Annotated in this window: 14 protein-coding genes and 1 tRNA gene; 7 read left to right on the top strand and 8 right to left on the bottom strand. The window is 58.1% G+C overall.

What is annotated here, in order from left to right; translation table 11 throughout:
* Positions 1 to 62 precede the first annotated feature (62 nt).
* On the top strand, positions 63 to 2,183 hold the full coding sequence (gene parE / locus J5276_RS06740; protein ID WP_013636223.1) for a DNA topoisomerase IV subunit B: 2,121 nt from the start codon (positions 63 to 65) through the stop codon (positions 2,181 to 2,183).
* A 43-nt stretch (positions 2,184 to 2,226) separates the two neighbouring features.
* Here the strand turns inward: parE and J5276_RS06735 are convergent, their stop codons facing one another.
* From J5276_RS06735 to J5276_RS06725, 3 genes are read right to left on the bottom strand one after another with little or no spacing between them, the layout of a single operon-like run.
* Positions 2,227 to 2,838, bottom strand: a complete 612-nt coding sequence (locus J5276_RS06735; protein WP_111783019.1) for an ATP-dependent Clp protease proteolytic subunit — start codon at positions 2,836 to 2,838, stop codon at positions 2,227 to 2,229.
* A 43-nt stretch (positions 2,839 to 2,881) separates the two neighbouring features.
* Positions 2,882 to 3,241, bottom strand: coding sequence for an SRPBCC domain-containing protein (locus J5276_RS06730; protein ID WP_111783018.1), 360 nt, complete (start codon positions 3,239 to 3,241; stop codon positions 2,882 to 2,884).
* On the bottom strand, positions 3,238 to 3,552 hold the full coding sequence (locus tag J5276_RS06725) for a helix-turn-helix transcriptional regulator (RefSeq protein ID WP_111783305.1): 315 nt from the start codon (positions 3,550 to 3,552) through the stop codon (positions 3,238 to 3,240). The genes J5276_RS06730 and J5276_RS06725 overlap by 4 nt, the downstream gene beginning before the upstream one ends.
* 164 nt (positions 3,553 to 3,716) lie before the next feature.
* Here J5276_RS06725 and J5276_RS06720 point away from each other — a divergent pair, with 164 nt between their 5' ends.
* Positions 3,717 to 5,273, top strand: a complete 1,557-nt coding sequence (locus tag J5276_RS06720; protein WP_111783017.1) for a phospholipase D family protein — start codon at positions 3,717 to 3,719, stop codon at positions 5,271 to 5,273.
* 31 nt (positions 5,274 to 5,304) lie between these two features.
* Here the strand turns inward: J5276_RS06720 and J5276_RS06715 are convergent, their stop codons facing one another.
* The 4 genes from J5276_RS06715 to J5276_RS06700 all read right to left on the bottom strand — a co-directional run bounded on the left by J5276_RS06715 (position 5,305) and on the right by J5276_RS06700 (position 12,149).
* Positions 5,305 to 6,138, bottom strand: a complete 834-nt coding sequence (locus J5276_RS06715; RefSeq protein WP_003515447.1) for a response regulator — start codon at positions 6,136 to 6,138, stop codon at positions 5,305 to 5,307.
* A 162-nt stretch (positions 6,139 to 6,300) separates the two neighbouring features.
* Positions 6,301 to 8,814, bottom strand: a complete 2,514-nt coding sequence (locus tag J5276_RS06710; RefSeq protein ID WP_003515448.1) for an FAD-dependent oxidoreductase — start codon at positions 8,812 to 8,814, stop codon at positions 6,301 to 6,303.
* A gap of 251 nt (positions 8,815 to 9,065) precedes the next feature.
* A complete protein-coding gene (locus tag J5276_RS06705) occupies positions 9,066 to 9,389 on the bottom strand; it encodes a hypothetical protein (RefSeq protein WP_236761845.1) in 324 nt (107 codons plus the stop codon).
* A gap of 90 nt (positions 9,390 to 9,479) precedes the next feature.
* Positions 9,480 to 12,149, bottom strand: coding sequence for a mechanosensitive ion channel family protein (locus tag J5276_RS06700; protein WP_112155007.1), 2,670 nt, complete (start codon positions 12,147 to 12,149; stop codon positions 9,480 to 9,482).
* Between the two features lie 123 nt (positions 12,150 to 12,272).
* Here J5276_RS06700 and J5276_RS06695 point away from each other — a divergent pair, with 123 nt between their 5' ends.
* Both J5276_RS06695 and J5276_RS06690 read left to right on the top strand, forming a co-directional pair.
* Positions 12,273 to 12,527, top strand: coding sequence for a GlsB/YeaQ/YmgE family stress response membrane protein (locus tag J5276_RS06695; protein ID WP_003515453.1), 255 nt, complete (start codon positions 12,273 to 12,275; stop codon positions 12,525 to 12,527).
* A gap of 155 nt (positions 12,528 to 12,682) precedes the next feature.
* A tRNA-Lys gene (locus tag J5276_RS06690) sits at positions 12,683 to 12,758 on the top strand.
* A 134-nt stretch (positions 12,759 to 12,892) separates the two neighbouring features.
* On the opposite strand, the gene J5276_RS06685 is transcribed toward J5276_RS06690, so the two are convergent.
* Positions 12,893 to 13,339 carry a hypothetical protein gene (locus J5276_RS06685; protein ID WP_112155006.1) on the bottom strand — a complete coding sequence of 149 codons (447 nt, stop codon included), beginning with the start codon at positions 13,337 to 13,339 and terminating at the stop codon, positions 12,893 to 12,895.
* Between the two features lie 441 nt (positions 13,340 to 13,780).
* Here J5276_RS06685 and J5276_RS06680 point away from each other — a divergent pair, with 441 nt between their 5' ends.
* The 3 genes from J5276_RS06680 to J5276_RS06670 all read left to right on the top strand — a co-directional run bounded on the left by J5276_RS06680 (position 13,781) and on the right by J5276_RS06670 (position 14,954).
* Entirely contained in the window at positions 13,781 to 14,113 is a 333-nt protein-coding gene (locus J5276_RS06680; protein WP_003515455.1) for a hypothetical protein, read from the top strand.
* A 169-nt stretch (positions 14,114 to 14,282) separates the two neighbouring features.
* Entirely contained in the window at positions 14,283 to 14,534 is a 252-nt protein-coding gene (locus tag J5276_RS06675; protein WP_003515464.1) for a hypothetical protein, read from the top strand.
* Positions 14,535 to 14,729: 195 nt separating this feature from the next.
* On the top strand, positions 14,730 to 14,954 hold the full coding sequence (locus J5276_RS06670; RefSeq protein ID WP_003515467.1) for a hypothetical protein: 225 nt from the start codon (positions 14,730 to 14,732) through the stop codon (positions 14,952 to 14,954).
* Positions 14,955 to 15,248: the final 294 nt, after the last annotated feature.

Here is a 15,248-nt window from a genome sequence, read left to right as displayed (position 1 = left end):
CCCTATTGGCATACTGATTCGCTTGGCGAAATTCTGACGACACGCTTTTTTGAACCTTGGACATGATGGACGATAGCAACGATCTCTTCTCCGGTCTTCCGGTGGCACCAAACAGCGAAACGGAAAAGAACGAGGACACGGCAAAACCCGTGAAGGCCCCGGTGTCCGCAGCCGCGAACGTGAACGTGCAGCCGAAACCAGCAGCCGTTGCGGCCGTCACGACGCCCCCGCCCCCAGCGCCCGTGTCTCCTTCCGGTGACGATTACGGTGCCTCGTCGATCCGCGTGCTCGAAGGGCTGGAACCGGTGCGCATGCGGCCCGGCATGTATATTGGCGGCACCGACGAGAAGGCGCTGCACCACCTCTTTGCCGAAGTCATCGACAACTCCATGGACGAGGCCGTCGCAGGCCACGCCAATTTCATCGAGGTCCATCTCGATACCGAGGGTTTCCTCACCGTCACCGATAACGGACGCGGCATTCCCGTGGAAAACCATCCGCAGGTTCCGGGCAAGTCGACGCTCGAAGTCATCATGACCAAGCTGCATGCCGGCGGCAAGTTCGATGGCAAGGCCTATGAGACCTCCGGCGGCCTGCATGGCGTCGGCGTTTCCGTGGTCAATGCGCTGTCCGATCTTCTGGAAGTGGAAGTCGCCCGTAACCGCAAGCTTTACCGCCAGCGCTTTTCGCGCGGCGCGCCGATTGGCGGTCTCGAAGAACTGGGTGACGTGCACAACCGACGCGGCACCCGCGTGCGTTTCCATCCGGACCCGCAGATCTTTGGCGATCACGCAAAATTCGAACCGGCCCGTATTTTCCGCATGGCCCGCTCCAAGGCCTATCTCTTCGGCGGCGTCGAAATCCGCTGGAGCTGCGATCCCGGCATGGTGCCCGCCGGTGGCGAAATCCCCGAAAAGGCCGTGTTCCATTTCCCCGGTGGTCTGAAGGACTATCTGGCCGCCACGCTCGGCAAGGAATTCACTGTCACCCGCGAGATTTTCTCCGGCCGCACCGAAAAGACCGGTGGCCACGGCGCGCTGGAATGGGCTGTGACCTGGTATGGCGGCGACACGCAGATCCATTCCTATTGCAACACCATCCCGACGCCTGAAGGCGGTACGCATGAGGCCGGTTTCCGCATCGCGCTCACCAAGGGCCTGAAGAACTATGCGGAGCTGACCCAGAACAAGCGCGCCAGGGAAATCACCACCGATGACGTGATGATCTCGGCAGCGGGCATGCTCTCCGTCTTCATCCGCGAGCCGGAATTCGTCGGCCAGACCAAGGACAAGCTCGCGACCGTCGAGGCCCAGCGCATCGTCGAAAACGCGCTGCGCGATCCCTTCGACCATTATCTCACCGGCAATCCGGGCGAAGCGGCGAAGCTGCTGGACTGGGTGATCGAGCGCGCCGAAGAACGCCTGCGCCGCCGCAAGGAAAAGGAAGTCAACCGCAAGACGGCGGTGCGCAAGCTGCGCCTGCCCGGTAAGCTGGCGGACTGCTCGCAGAACACGGCTGAGAATGCCGAGCTTTTCATCGTCGAGGGTGACTCGGCTGGCGGCTCGGCCAAGCAGGCGCGCAACCGCGCCAATCAGGCCATCCTGCCGCTGCGCGGCAAGATCCTCAACGTCGGCAGCGCCAGCCGTGAAAAACTCTCCGCCAACCAGCAGATCGCCGATCTCATCCAGGCGCTGGGCTGCGGCACGCGCACCAAGTACCGCGAAGAGGATCTGCGTTACGAACGCATCATCATCATGACGGATGCCGACGTCGATGGCGCCCATATCGCCTCGCTGCTCATCACCTTCTTCTATCAGGAAATGCCGGAACTCATTCGTGGCAACCACCTCTATCTCGCGGTGCCGCCGCTCTACGTCATCCGTCAGGGTGCCAAGAGCGCCTATGCCCGTGACGACGCCCACCGCGCCGAATTGATGGAAACCGTCTTCAAGGGCAAGAAGGTCGAAATCGGCCGCTTCAAAGGCCTTGGCGAAATGATGGCGGCACAGTTGAAGGAAACCACCATGGATCCCGAAAAGCGCACCCTGCTGCGCGTCGAGATCGACGATGTGGATTTCGAAGGTACCCGCGAGGCGGTCGACAATCTGATGGGCACCAAGGCGGATGCCCGCTTCCGCTTCATTCAGGAACGCGCTGCCTTCGCGGATAATCTGGATATCTGATCAACCGTCCCGGCCAGCCATGCGCCAACCGGGACGATTTGAGTCATGCCGCCGCCACATTTTCGCGAACGTCCAGAACGCGGTCGATCAAACCCCATTCCAGTGCCTCTTCGACCGTCATGAAACGGTCGCGATCCATTGCCGCTTCAAACTGGTCATAGCTGCGTTTGCAATGCTCGGCATAAAGCCGCGTCATTCGGTGCTTTGTCTGCCTGATTTCTTCAGCATGGATGAGCATATCCGACGCCTGCCCCTGAAACCCGCCGGACGGCTGGTGAATGAGGATGCTGGCGTTGGGCAATGCCGCCCGCGCGCCCGGTTCGCCCGCCATAAGCAGGAACGAGCCCATCGAACGGGCGGTCCCCATGCACAGAGTATGAACGGGCGCGCGGATGTAGCGCATGGTGTCATACATTGCGAGACCGCTGGTCACGACGCCGCCTGGAGAATTGATGTAGAGATGGATCGGCTTTTTCGGGTTTTCCGCCTCCAGAAACAGCAGTTGCGCGCAGACAAGCGCGGAAACAGCGTCGTTGACCTCACCGTTGAGAAAGATGATCCTTTCCCGCAACAGCCGGGAATAGATGTCGAAAGACCTTTCTCCCCTTGCGGATTGTTCAACTACCATAGGGACGAGTTGCATCGCTTCGCGCATCGGCGAACTCCTGTCGTTTGAAAATGTAAGGAAATGTGGTGGATCAGGCGGCGAGCTTGATGGGCGAACGGTTGTGGTTTGCGGCGGCCTTTGTCATCCGACCGGAACTGGTGATGGGCAACTCATGAATGACCCGCAGGCTGGTGCCGCCGCTCGCGTTGGGTGCAATCCTGAAGGTGACGGTGCTTTCCAGAAATGGCGGAACGTCATCCCGCATCCTGTAACAGACCTCCTTCCCCGGGGTGATCCTGATCGCCTCGGGTTCAGCCAAAGCCTCCTTCGGCAACCAGTGTTCACGGAAGGCCGGAATGCTGATCGCACGCCAGACTTTTTGCGGCGGCTCATCGAGATCATATTCCAGCTCGATAGCGGGTTTGGGTGCTGGGGGCAGTTCCCTGTTCATTGATCCATATCCTTCAGCAAGAGCTTCAGTGCTTCTACGCGCTGCGGCCAGTAGGCGCGGTATTTGCCAAGCCATGTCGCAATCCGTGTCAGCCCATCCGGATCGACCTCGTAATTGACGAAACGACCCTGCCGCCGTTCGACGACCAGCCCCGCCCCCCGCAGCACGGCAAGATGCTGCGACATGGCCGGCTGGCTGATACCGATACCCTCACGCAAGGCGGAAGCGTTCTGGGCACCATCCGCGAGCTTTTCGAAAATAGCGCGGCGTGTCGGATCGGCCAGCGCCCGGAAAATATCATTCTCTGTCATGACAACAGATAAGCATAGACTTATGTGATTCACAAGTCCCGCCTCCTGCATTCGCTTCGCAAGGCAGGCTTTTTCTCCCGCACCCTCTTCTGCCGTGAACGCTTTATGTGCTCGCGCGTTTTCACCCGGCCTGATAATCTTCAGGCCGGGAGTGATCAAAACAAGTGACTGCATTTACGGTCTTTATCGCCATGGTGCTGCTGGTCGTCGGACCAGCCCTGTTTGTTGTCATCAGCAAGCAGCGGGAAAAGGCCATTCCCAAACGCCCCTCAACTGCCCTGCCCGTTGCCGAGGATGCGACCGGGCTCGACCGCCACTGGCAGTCGATAAGGAACGGCTGGAACGAGAAAAACGCGCTCTGCCTGCTGCATTCCAATCTGGATGCCTTCGCAGTGCGTATGGCGGCCGCGCGGGCGGCTGGGCGCAGCCTTGATCTGATGTATTACATGTGGAACGCCGATCTGACCGGTCGGCTGATGATGCGCGAGGTCATTGCCGCGGCAGATCGCGGCGTGCGCGTGAGGCTGCTTCTGGACGATCTCGGCGTCTCGATGTCTGACCGCATCTTCCACGCCATCGACAGCCATCCCAATATCGAGCTGCGGCTGTTCAACCCAACCAGGGCGCGGGAAAACATCCTGTATCGAAGCCTGGAACTGGTCCTCCGATTTCGAAGCGTCAACCGGCGCATGCACAACAAGGCGTGGATTGCCGATGGACGCGCCGTGATCGTTGGCGGCCGTAATATTGGCGACGCCTATTTCGATGCCGCCGAACGGGCCAATTTCCACGATTTCGACATTCTTGGTTTCGGCAGGATAGTTGCGGATGCCACCGAAATCTTCGACGACTACTGGAACAGCGCCGTTTCCGTTCCCGTGCGCTCGCTTCTGGCGCGCAGGCCGAGCAAGCTTGCCAGGTTAAGGCGCGAGCTTGCTGCGCTGCCGAAAAGCGAGGCTGCCAAACCCTATCTCGAGCGCGTCGAAAACCAATATGGCAGCGGTCATTTCCTGATGTCGGACCGCCTGCACTGGGTCGATGAAGCCGACGTGCTTGCCGACCCGCCGGAAAAAGCAGCGGGAAAACGCCGCAACGGCCACAACTTCCTGATGGAGAGCCTGCTGCCGCTGATGCAGGAGGCAAATGACAGCCTGCACATCACCTCCCCTTATTTCATTCCCGGCAAACAGGGCTTGGACATTTTTGCAAACCTTGCCGAGCGCGGCGTCTCGGTTGCCATCCTCACCAACTCGCTGGCTGCAACAGATGTTGCCGCCGTTCACGCAGGTTACGCACGGTATCGAAAGCCGCTTCTGCTGGGCGGGGTGCGACTGCATGAACTGCGTGCACAGGCGGACCAGCCAAGCTTTACGCTTCGCGGTTCAGGACAGGCGAGCCTCCACACCAAGGCTTTCTCCCGCGACGGCAAGACCGGCTATATCGGCTCGCTCAATTTCGATCCGCGCTCTGCTTCTCTCAACACGGAAATGGGCGTCGTTTTCACCTCAGCCCCGCTGGTTGCGCGCATGGACGAGATATTCAGCGAAGAGATCCGCCGCTCGATGAGCTTCGAGCTGGATATAGACAACGGCAATCGCATCGTCTGGATGACCGAAGAACACGGCCAGCCGAGGACATACCGACGCGAACCGGACGCTGCCATCAGCCGCCGGATCGTCGCGGGCATCATGCGTTTCCTGCCGCTCGAGTCTCAGCTTTGACTTATCGCGGCTTTGATAACGAAAAGTCCGGTCAGGCCGCCGGTCTCACGCCAGCCTTGGCCAGCTGTATCTGCACCAGCGTGTCGAGGTTCTGGTTGACGCGGCAATAAAATTCCTCGTCGATGAAGGGCCGCAGCATGAAATCGTTGCCACCCGCCTTCAGGAACCGCGCCGACAAAAGCCGGTTGGTGGAAGAGGAAACGCCGATGATGCGCAACTCGTGCGAGCCGCGCACGGTGCGGATGCGCCGTGTCAGTTCGAAACCGTCAATATCGGGCATGTTGTAGTCTGTCACCACCAGCCCGATATCGGGATTGGCCTTCAGGATTTCGAGCGCCTTCGCACCGCTATCGGCAAGGCTGACGCGGAAATTATAACGCTTGAGGCGGCTGGAAAGCAGCGCCCGCGCCGTTGGGCTGTCGTCCACGATCAGCACATGGTGGCGGTGGTTGGTGAGGAACCGACAGATGGATTCCGTCAGCATGTCCACGGCAAAGATATTGTCTTTCAGAATGTAGTCGACCACATTCTTGGCGATCAGCGTTTCGCGGGTCGCCTCATGGAACGTGCTGGTGAAAACGATGGTCGGGATCGAAAGATCGATCAGATATTCCAGCGCCTCGCCGTTCTCCGCCCCCGGAAGATTGATGTTGGAAATCGCAAGCGTCACGGGTTCGGCCGAGTGTTCGTAGCACGCCTGCAACTCCTCGAAGTTGCGGCACACCTCCACGGAAACGCCCAGCAATTCCTTCAGGCGCATGCTCACCATCTGGGTGAACACATTGGTATCTTCCGCAAGCAAAATGCGGCAATTGGTAAATGGCACACCCGAATATTGCATGCCCGTAATGCCCAGAAAATTCATTTTGTCCCAGTCCCCCGTCGTCTTTCACGGGAAATTAGCAGGCGTATTTTTCAGAATGATTAATAACACTTTTGCCCGAAAACAGTCGGCATACATGCTTACCCAAAAGAAAACACGGCCCCCGAGGGAGGGCCGTGTTTCGAATGATTCCAGGAAAATCGCTCAGGCGCGCAGCAGCGCGTTTTCCGTATCGAAGGGGCTTTCTTCCACCACCTCGGCATCATAAAGCGTGCCAAGAATGCGGATTTTCAGCTTTGTGCCAATCGTGGCATATTCGGGTTTCAGCATGGCAAGGGCAATCGATTTGCCGATACGCCAGCCAAAGCCGCCGCTCGTCACACGGCCTGCAAGTGCGCCATCTGCATCGAAGATAGCTTCAGAACCACGGGCATCGACATCCGTATTGCCCGAAACGGTCAGCGTCGAGAATACCGATTTCAAGCCGGCTTCCTTGTATGCCACCAGCGCGTCGCGGCCGATGAAGTTTTTCTCCGGACGCAGGAAACGGTCGAGACCTGATTCATAGGCGTTATATTCGACCGAAAGCTCGCGGCCCATGTTGCGATACGACTTTTCAAGCGACATCGACACCATCGCACGAATACCGAATGGCTTGATGCCAAATTCGGCGCCTGCTTCCATCAGCCGGTCGAAGATGTAGTTCTGCATTTCGATAGGATGGTGCAATTCCCAGCCCAGTTCACCGACGAAGTTGACGCGCAGCGCATGCGCCGTCGCCACACCCACGGAGATCTGCTTCGCCGTCAGCCACGGGAAATCCTTGTTCTCGAGGCTGGTACGGGTCAGCTTCTTCAGGAGATCGCGCGACTTCGGACCGGCAAGCACCAGCACGCCGTATTTCTGGGTGATGGGCTGCAGCACGACGGAACCGTCGGTGGGCGCAAGGCGCTGGAGCACGTCATGATCGTGCGCTTCAAGACCACCGGCGGACACCAGATAGAACCGGCCCGGCGCCCATTCATAGACGGTGAACTCCACCTTCACGCCGCCATTTGGAGTCAGAAGATGCGTCAGCGCAATACGGCCGCGCTTCTTCGGCACGATATTGGCGAGAATGCTGTCCAGCCAGGCGCGCGCGCCTGGACCGGAAACTTCCATCTTGGCGAAGGCCGACATGTCAAGCACGCCGACATTCTGGGTGACGTTCTTCACCTCGTTGCCGACATGTTCGAAATAGTTCGAGCGGCGGAACGACCACTTCTCGACGATACGGCCATCATCCAGTGGCGGCGCATAGTTGTGGCTGGTGATGACATCCGCACCGACGCCGAGGTCCTCTTCGCGCAGCGCATAACCTTCCGGCGCATACCAGTTGGCACGCTCCCAGCCGTAAACGGAACCGAACACGCCGCCAAGCTTCTTCAGACGGTCGTAAACCGGCGTCGTCTTCAGCGGACGGGCAGCGGAACGTTCTTCATCAGGGTAATGCATGGTGAAGACGTTGGCATAGGCTTCCTCATTCTTGGCAATGAGGTAACCTTCCGTAGCGTGAGGGCCGAAACGGCGCGGATCGACACCCATCAGATCGAGTGTAGGTTCACCATCGACGATCCATTCGGCAAGCTGCCAGCCAGCACCACCGGCAGCGGTGATGCCGAACGAGTGGCCTTCATTCAGCCAGAAATTCTTCAGGCCTGGTGCCGGACCGACGATCGGGTTTCCATCAGGCGTATAGGCGATAGCGCCGTTATAGACCTTCTTGATACCGACTTCACCGAAAGCCGGAACGCGCACCATCGCCGTTTCGATATGCGGCATAAGGCGGTCGAGTTCCTCCTGGAACAGCTCATATTCGCTATCGTCAGAGGGACCGTCGACATAACAGACCGGAGCGCCGACTTCGTAAGGGCCGAGGATCAGACCGCCGGCCTCCTCGCGCATGTACCAGGCCGAATCCGATTCACGCAGAACGCCCATTTCCGGCAGACCCTGACGGCGGCGCTCCAGAATGGCCGGGTGCGGCTCGGTGACGATATATTGGTGCTCAACCGGGATGACCGGAATATTGATGCCGACCATCTCGCCGGTCTTGCGGGCAAAGGAGCCGGTGCAGGAGATGATATGTTCAGCGATGATCTCGCCCTTATCCGTCGTCACCTTCCAGTGACCGTCTTCCAGCTGCTCGATGGCGGTGACGGTGGTGTTGCGATAGATGGTGGCGCCACGGTCTCGCGCGCCCTTCGCCAGCGCCTGCGTCAGGTCGGCGGGCTGGATATAACCATCATCGGGGTGCTGGATGGCGCCCAGCAGGCCGTCCGTCTCGCAAAGCGGCCAGATTTCCTTAACCTGCTCCGGCGTCAGCATGTTGACCCGCACACCGATGGTCTCGGCAATGCCGGCATAATACATATATTCGTCCCAGCGATCCTTGGTGCGGGCGAGACGAATGTTCGAGACCTTGGAGAAACCGACATTCATGCCGGTCTCTTCCTGAAGCTCCTCGTAGAACTTCACCGAATACTTGTGGATCTGGCCGACCGAGTAGCTCATGTTGAACAGCGGCAAAAGACCGGCTGCGTGCCAGGTGGAACCGGAGGTCAGTTCCTTGCGCTCGATAAGGACGCTGTCGCTCCAGCCCTTCTTGGCAAGATGATAAAGCGTCGAAACGCCGACGACGCCGCCACCGATCACCACCGCCCGTGCATGTGTCTTCATTTACAGAACCCCTAAAAAGCGCCGGCATTGCCTGTCGTGCTGCCAAATCGATGGGATGGAATATGAAGCGCCCGGCGGCCGTTCAGCCGCCTGATTGCGACATGGCCATAGGGTGCTGCGACAGGGGAGAAAATGCCGTCGCTGGAGGCGGGTTTCAAACCACCGTCGCCTTTTGAAGACGACGGTGGCGCACATATCCTGCGCATTTGCCAGAAACGGAAAAAACATACAGAAGAGAAAAATAGCCAGTCTCATTTCGCAACCTCCTGCGAAGATGCACAAATCTTGGCGCGGTCTTTTACGTCCTTGCCAGCGGCAGCTTTTGCCGCGGCGTCCAGCCATGCGGGCGTGCTGTTGCGCATACCGATGGAAACGCTGTTGAAGCCTATGACGAGCGGCCTCGCAAACTGGCTATCGGAAAAGAGGCCGGAACTGTTCGTGCTGCGAATGGTGTTGTCATTGCCGGCCATGTTTTCGGCCGCCGGCTGCTGGCCCTGCGGGCCTGTGGTCGCGGCAACGTCCGCACCATCCACAGTCTTCTGGACGTCGCCTTTGTTTCCCCCCGGCCGTCTCATCCGCCACAATGCAGATCGGGCGCGAGGATAACTCCCCGCGCCCGTCAACGCCCGTATCGGCTGCGTCGCCGCAGCCGCGGTAGCCGCAGATTAACTGTCCTTGCCGGCCGCCTTCAACGTCGCCTTCGGCTCCACCACGGTTTTGTCACCCGCCTTGCCCGCATCCTTTTCCGGTGCAGTTGCCGCGGCAGGCGCCGCCGCGCCCGTATGCGCTGCCACCGCCTTGTCACCCTCTTCCGAAAGCAGCGCCGCCAGCATTTGTGGATTTGCATCGCCTTCCACGTGGATGTTGAGGTTACGCTGCGGGAACGGGATGGCGATCCCCTCTTCGCGGAAGCGTTTCAGGATTGCGATCCTCAGCGCGTTTTTCACGCCAAGCCCGTTCGAAAGATCTGCGAGGTGGAAACGCAATTCGAAATCCAGCGAGAAGTCGCCGAAACGGAGGAATTCCACATGCGGTTCGGGGTTGCGCAGTACGGGCGGCTGGGTGCGCACCAGTTCCAGCAGAATATCCATCACCTGCTGCGGATCGGATTCATAGGCAACGGAGACCGGAATTTCCGCACGCATGATGCGGTTGCGGTGTGTCCAGTTGCCGACCGAGGAATTGATGAATTCCGAGTTCGGTACGATGATCGACTGGCCGCGGAAGGTTTCAATCTCGGTCGCGCGCACCGAAAGCCGTTTGACGGTGCCTTCCGTCGTGCCTGTCACCACCCAGTCACCCACCTTGAAGGGACGCTCGACCAGCAGGATGAGGCCGGAGACGAAATTCGAGACGATGTTCTGGAGGCCGAAACCGATACCGACCGAAAGGGCAGACGCCACCAGCGCCAGGCTGGAGAGGTTAAGACCGGCGGAAGAGACGCCGAAAATGGCCGCAACCGCGATGCCGAGATAACCGATACCGGTCTTGACCGAGTTGCGCACGCCCGCATCCACCTGCCCGCGCGCCATGACGTTGTTGTCCAGCCACTTCTGGAACCAGCGTGTGATGATGTAGCCTATGGCAAAGACAAGGACGCCGCCGAACAGGCCGATCAGCGAGATGGAGGCATTGCCGACGGTGATGCCGGTCAGCAGACGATAGGCCCAGCTTTCGATATCGCCCGGCTGGAACCCCCAGGAAAACAGGATGAGCGGCACGCCGAAGGCGAGTGCGATGACATAGATGCCGAGCCCCGCCGCAAGACCGGCCTGATCCAGCGCAACCGGGCCGAGACCGTAGCGCCGCCCGAGATAACGACCGGCCAGGGATTCGGAAAAGGCGCCCTGTCGCGAAATCGCCTTGCCGGAAAGAATGCCGATATACATTGTTGCGAGCACCGCACCGGTGGCGACGATCTGCGTGGCAAGGAACCGCGCCAGTCCCACATAACCCGTCAGGCAGGCACCGATCAGAACAAGCCCGCCGACCCTGAGCAGAATGACCAGCCAGCGCGGCAGGCGCTGGTTGCCGGTCTCGTAGTCCTGCCCCTCACCGATCACCGGGCGCAGGAACGACACGGTGAGCAGGATGATGCCAATGATGATGGAGGCAATGAAGCTTTTGGCAACGGTGACGATCAGCGGCGAATAGAGCGTCTCGCTGATCGTGCCGAACAGATAATCGAGACCGTTGACGAGCGCCATCAAAAGCACGGCCGAGGACAGCGTGTGCGCTCCGCGATTGGAAACCTGCAACAGACGCCATTCCGGCTGCGTCGGCGCAAAGATAGCGTAGCTAAGCCGCGACACGAAATAGACAAAGCCCGTAACTGCCATGGCCCCGAACAGGATCGGCGCGATATCGGAACGAAGCACGTTGAAATTATCGAGGAAAAACGCCGAGGTCACCAGAAACAGGAAAAGCGACAGCGACTGCACCATGGTTGACCAGAAGGCCACCGAAAGCCGCCGCAGATAGGAAGGCTCGCCGGTAAAGGCCCGCCTTTCCATGCGGCTGCCGAAAAAGCGGTAACCGCCCACCAGAAACAACAGCGCCGCCATGATCGACAGCATCACCGCCCCGAACATCGGCAGGCGTTTGTAGTTCCAGACGAAACCCGCCCAGCTGCTGAAGGCGTTGTTGAGATTGGTCAGCTCGCTCACGAAGGCGGAAGAGGCGTCGCCCAGCGTCTGGGAAGAGACTTCGGTGCGCTTGAACAGGGTCGCGGCAAAAAGCGCTCGGCGAACTGCCGTTATGTTATTGGAAATCTGCGCGGCGTTGGTGGCAGTGCTCTCCACCTCGCCGGCAATGGCATTCACCTCGGCACGCTCCGCCGTCAGCCGGGAGCGCTCCTCCGTCACCATGCTCGCTTCGGGTGGCTGTCCTTCCGCCGGGGCAGCACCAAGCGCGTCGAGACGCGTCTTGATCTGGTCCAGACGGGTCCGCAGCTTGGTGTTGGCGGCGGCAGCATCGGCTGCAATGGTATCGGCGCGTCCCTTCAGGTCCACCAGCTGCACGTCATCGCTGCCGCCCGCCTCCACCTGTTTGGCGATTGCCGAAATATCGGCCTTCCATTTTTCCAGATCCGTGCGCGCCTGCTCGACGATGGAAGCCTGGATAGCGACTGGTGCGGCCGCTGGCGCATCCTGTGCCGACGCCAAGGTTGCGGACGACAGAAAGCTGCCAAGGAGGGTGAATACCGCGACCATTATCGCAGCCAGGGCGGCCTTTCGCCGCCGGTCGGATAAAGGCCCGCCGAACATCCGCCTACCGTCAATCATTCCGCCAAACATCAACCGCACATCCATGCCTTTCATATCTTCACCCAGCATCAGGCTATTTATCGCCTGCCGCGCGGAAAACCACCCGCAAAAAGCGAGGTTTTCGGGAGTTTACCTTGCTTTTCACCCGGAGAATCATCACCTTCAATAGTGCAGCAATCATGGGAGGAAATCATGGAATCTGCTGGTATTGGCTGGATCGCAGCTATCATCATCGGTGGTGTCGCCGGGTGGCTCGCCGAACAATTCATGAAAAGCAATATGGGTGTTTTCATGAACATCCTACTTGGAATCGTCGGCGCGATCGTCGCCAACGCCATTCTCTCGGTATTCGGAATCGTTTTGACCGGATGGATCGGTTATCTCATCGCCGGCTTCATCGGCGCCTGCATCCTCATCGTCATCGGCAGAGCCTTCCGGCGAGGATAGCAAAAGACAAAAATCCGTAAAATCCCGGATTTCCAGCCTTTTCCAGCGCGACTGAAATTTTTTCGTCACAAAAATCGAAGAAATTTCATTTCCGCGCTGGACAAGCCGAAACTTCCCCTTTATAGCCCCCCTCACACCGCCACACGGTGTCGGTCGGGTGATTAGCTCAGTTGGTAGAGCAGCTGACTCTTAATCAGCGGGTCGTAGGTTCGAGCCCTACATCACCCACCAAATTCTTCAAAAATGACAAGACGTTGCGGTGCTAAGTTAAAGCATCGCCTTCGGCGCCGGGCACTGAAAAAATAGTTCGCATTCGGCGCCCCTAAACATGCGGCCGCGACAGCGGCCCTACCTCCCAAGAAAACCTACAACTTCGTTTCGGGTATGATTTTTGTCCCGATAAAACGTGGTCCCAAGGGCCGCCCGGCAATACGGCTTGCGAATTCCTCGGTAAAAGGAACGGGCGTTGCCCGCTTCACCGCGTCGATGGCGGAATCGATAAAGGCTTGCCGTCTTGGACTGTCTTCCTGCGGGCGCGCGGCTGTGACGACCACCTTGCCCCTTATCTGCCCATCCTTATGCAGAATGAACTGAAGCGTCACGACAAGCCCCTCCGTGTCTTCCGGCGGCACCCAGCATGCGTAAATCGCATCGAACATTTCTTTGAGGTTGCTGACCGGAGCAGGATCGTTGCAGACCCGCGACTGGCCCAAAGCCTGCGTCAGAAAACCCGCGTACAGGGTGGCCAGTGCCACGATACCCGGCAGCTTGAGGCCGCAGAAGAATAAAAACGAACGCTTGATCAAATCCATTATCCTCTGTCGGAAAGCGATCAGCCTGGCCCATCCACCAATTAACGTCATTTTTTGAAAGAATATTTTTGTCAGTAAAAACTCTTCGCTGATTCAGCAATCGATATATACAAAATAATAAAGTCCACGATACACACAGAAAAATCATAAATACATCAAAATAAAAATCAAAATAAATGAAAAAAGAATTGAAAATAAAAAAATATTTTCGAAATAGAAGAATAATATATTTGTTTCATAGAAATAAAATTACAAATAAAGGCAAAAATTCGAAATATTTATTTATATGTATTTGTAATATTTTAAATAGACTGGATATCTCGAAAAGTTACCCATAACGAACCCTTCGCAATTTAACCAAAACCCGCAGTTTGCATTGCAAGCCACTGGTTTGGTTGTATGCATTGCCCAGCCAGAACGATGGCGCAAAAGGGGGATATCATGACATCAAAATGGGTAACGGCGGTATTTTTCGGGGCTACGTTGACGGTTGCGGGTGCAGCGCAGGCGGACGACCTCGTCTTTTCGCTGAAGAACGGAACGAACTCCGTTCTCAATGCCTTCTACACCTCGCCGGTCGGCGTCGATGACTGGGAAGACGACGTGTTCGGAAAGAAGGCGCTTGGTCCGGGCGAAACGATGGAGATCACCATCGCCGATGGCCGCCGCGTGTGCAAATACGACATGCGTTTCGAATTCCAGGGCGATGAGCTGGAAGACCTCGAGGATACGCAGAACCTGTGCGAACTCGGCGAATATACCATCACCGAGTAATAATCCGGCAATAACGGCCCTGCCCGATCATGGCGGGGCCTGCACCGACAAGCGGCCTTCAAAAAAATCAGCCGCTCCGGCAACGCCGGTTTTGCAACACATCTACTGAAACGACGAAATATCAGCGCGGCAGTGCCACCCGCTCCGCAAAGCGGTCTTAATCATGCCTATGATTGTCGTGATGAGATTGATCGTCAACATATTGCTTTTCGCCCTCGGCGCAGTCGGAAGCGGCGTATGTGCGTTTCTATTGTCGGGGACGCTTGCCGATTCCGGATTTCTCGGTTCCTGTTTCGAGGGAAGTTGTGCCTATGCGGCGCTTTTCATGGTGCTGCCCGTCACATGGTTCGTGCTTTTTGCGCTTTATGTCATGGCATTGCTGGTCTGGAGACGAAAACCTTTCCGGAACGGAAGGCTCTGAAATAGGTAAGACAGCGCCGTCGCTACCGGACGTTCGTTGACAGCCATCGAGACTTGCCGTTAACGTCCCGCCTGCTGGGGGATTCGCTGCCATTGATATACGGGCCTGCCCGATATCATAGGCCTCTGAATGTGCATGTTTCCGATTTGCGCGTCGCTTAACGACGTGCATGGCGGAAAACAGGGAGACCAAACGATGCGGGCCGCAATTAATTCTCCATCGCTTTCTATCGATACCATGGACTATCAGGCCGAGTGCCAGTTCGCGCTGGAGCCCTCCATTCAAGGGCTGATCGAAAAAGCGGAAGACGCTGGCTGGAACCGTCAGCAGGCCGCGCTTGCCATCGTCGCGCTCGCCAGTGAACATCTGAGTGACCTGCTTCCAGGCCTCACCGTACCCGATCAACGCCCCCTGTCCTGACAGCCTCCCGCCCGCCGGAGCTGATCAGCACCCGGCATGATTGCCAAAGCATCCCGAAAATTGATTGAGCAGGCCGGAGTATCCCCCGTCGCGCCCGCAAGGGCGTTCGATGCTCCGTCGCAAGCGCTTGGGGAGAAAACGCTCCACGCGAAGCCCTGCCCCCTCAACGCAGCCCGTAGTGTCCCCGTCACAGACCATCTCCAGGGCATTTCAGCTGCCCTTTAACTATCGCTGCCACAGTGTTGACATAAGCGACCGATAATGAGAACATAAAGTGAACATTATGGAGGTCAG

The sequence above is a fragment of the Agrobacterium sp. S7/73 genome (assembly GCF_019355535.1).
GTDB classification, from domain to species: Bacteria; Pseudomonadota; Alphaproteobacteria; order Rhizobiales; family Rhizobiaceae; genus Agrobacterium; species Agrobacterium tumefaciens.
Note: the sequence above shows the minus strand (reverse complement) of the source record. Positions and strands in the feature narration are given on the sequence as shown.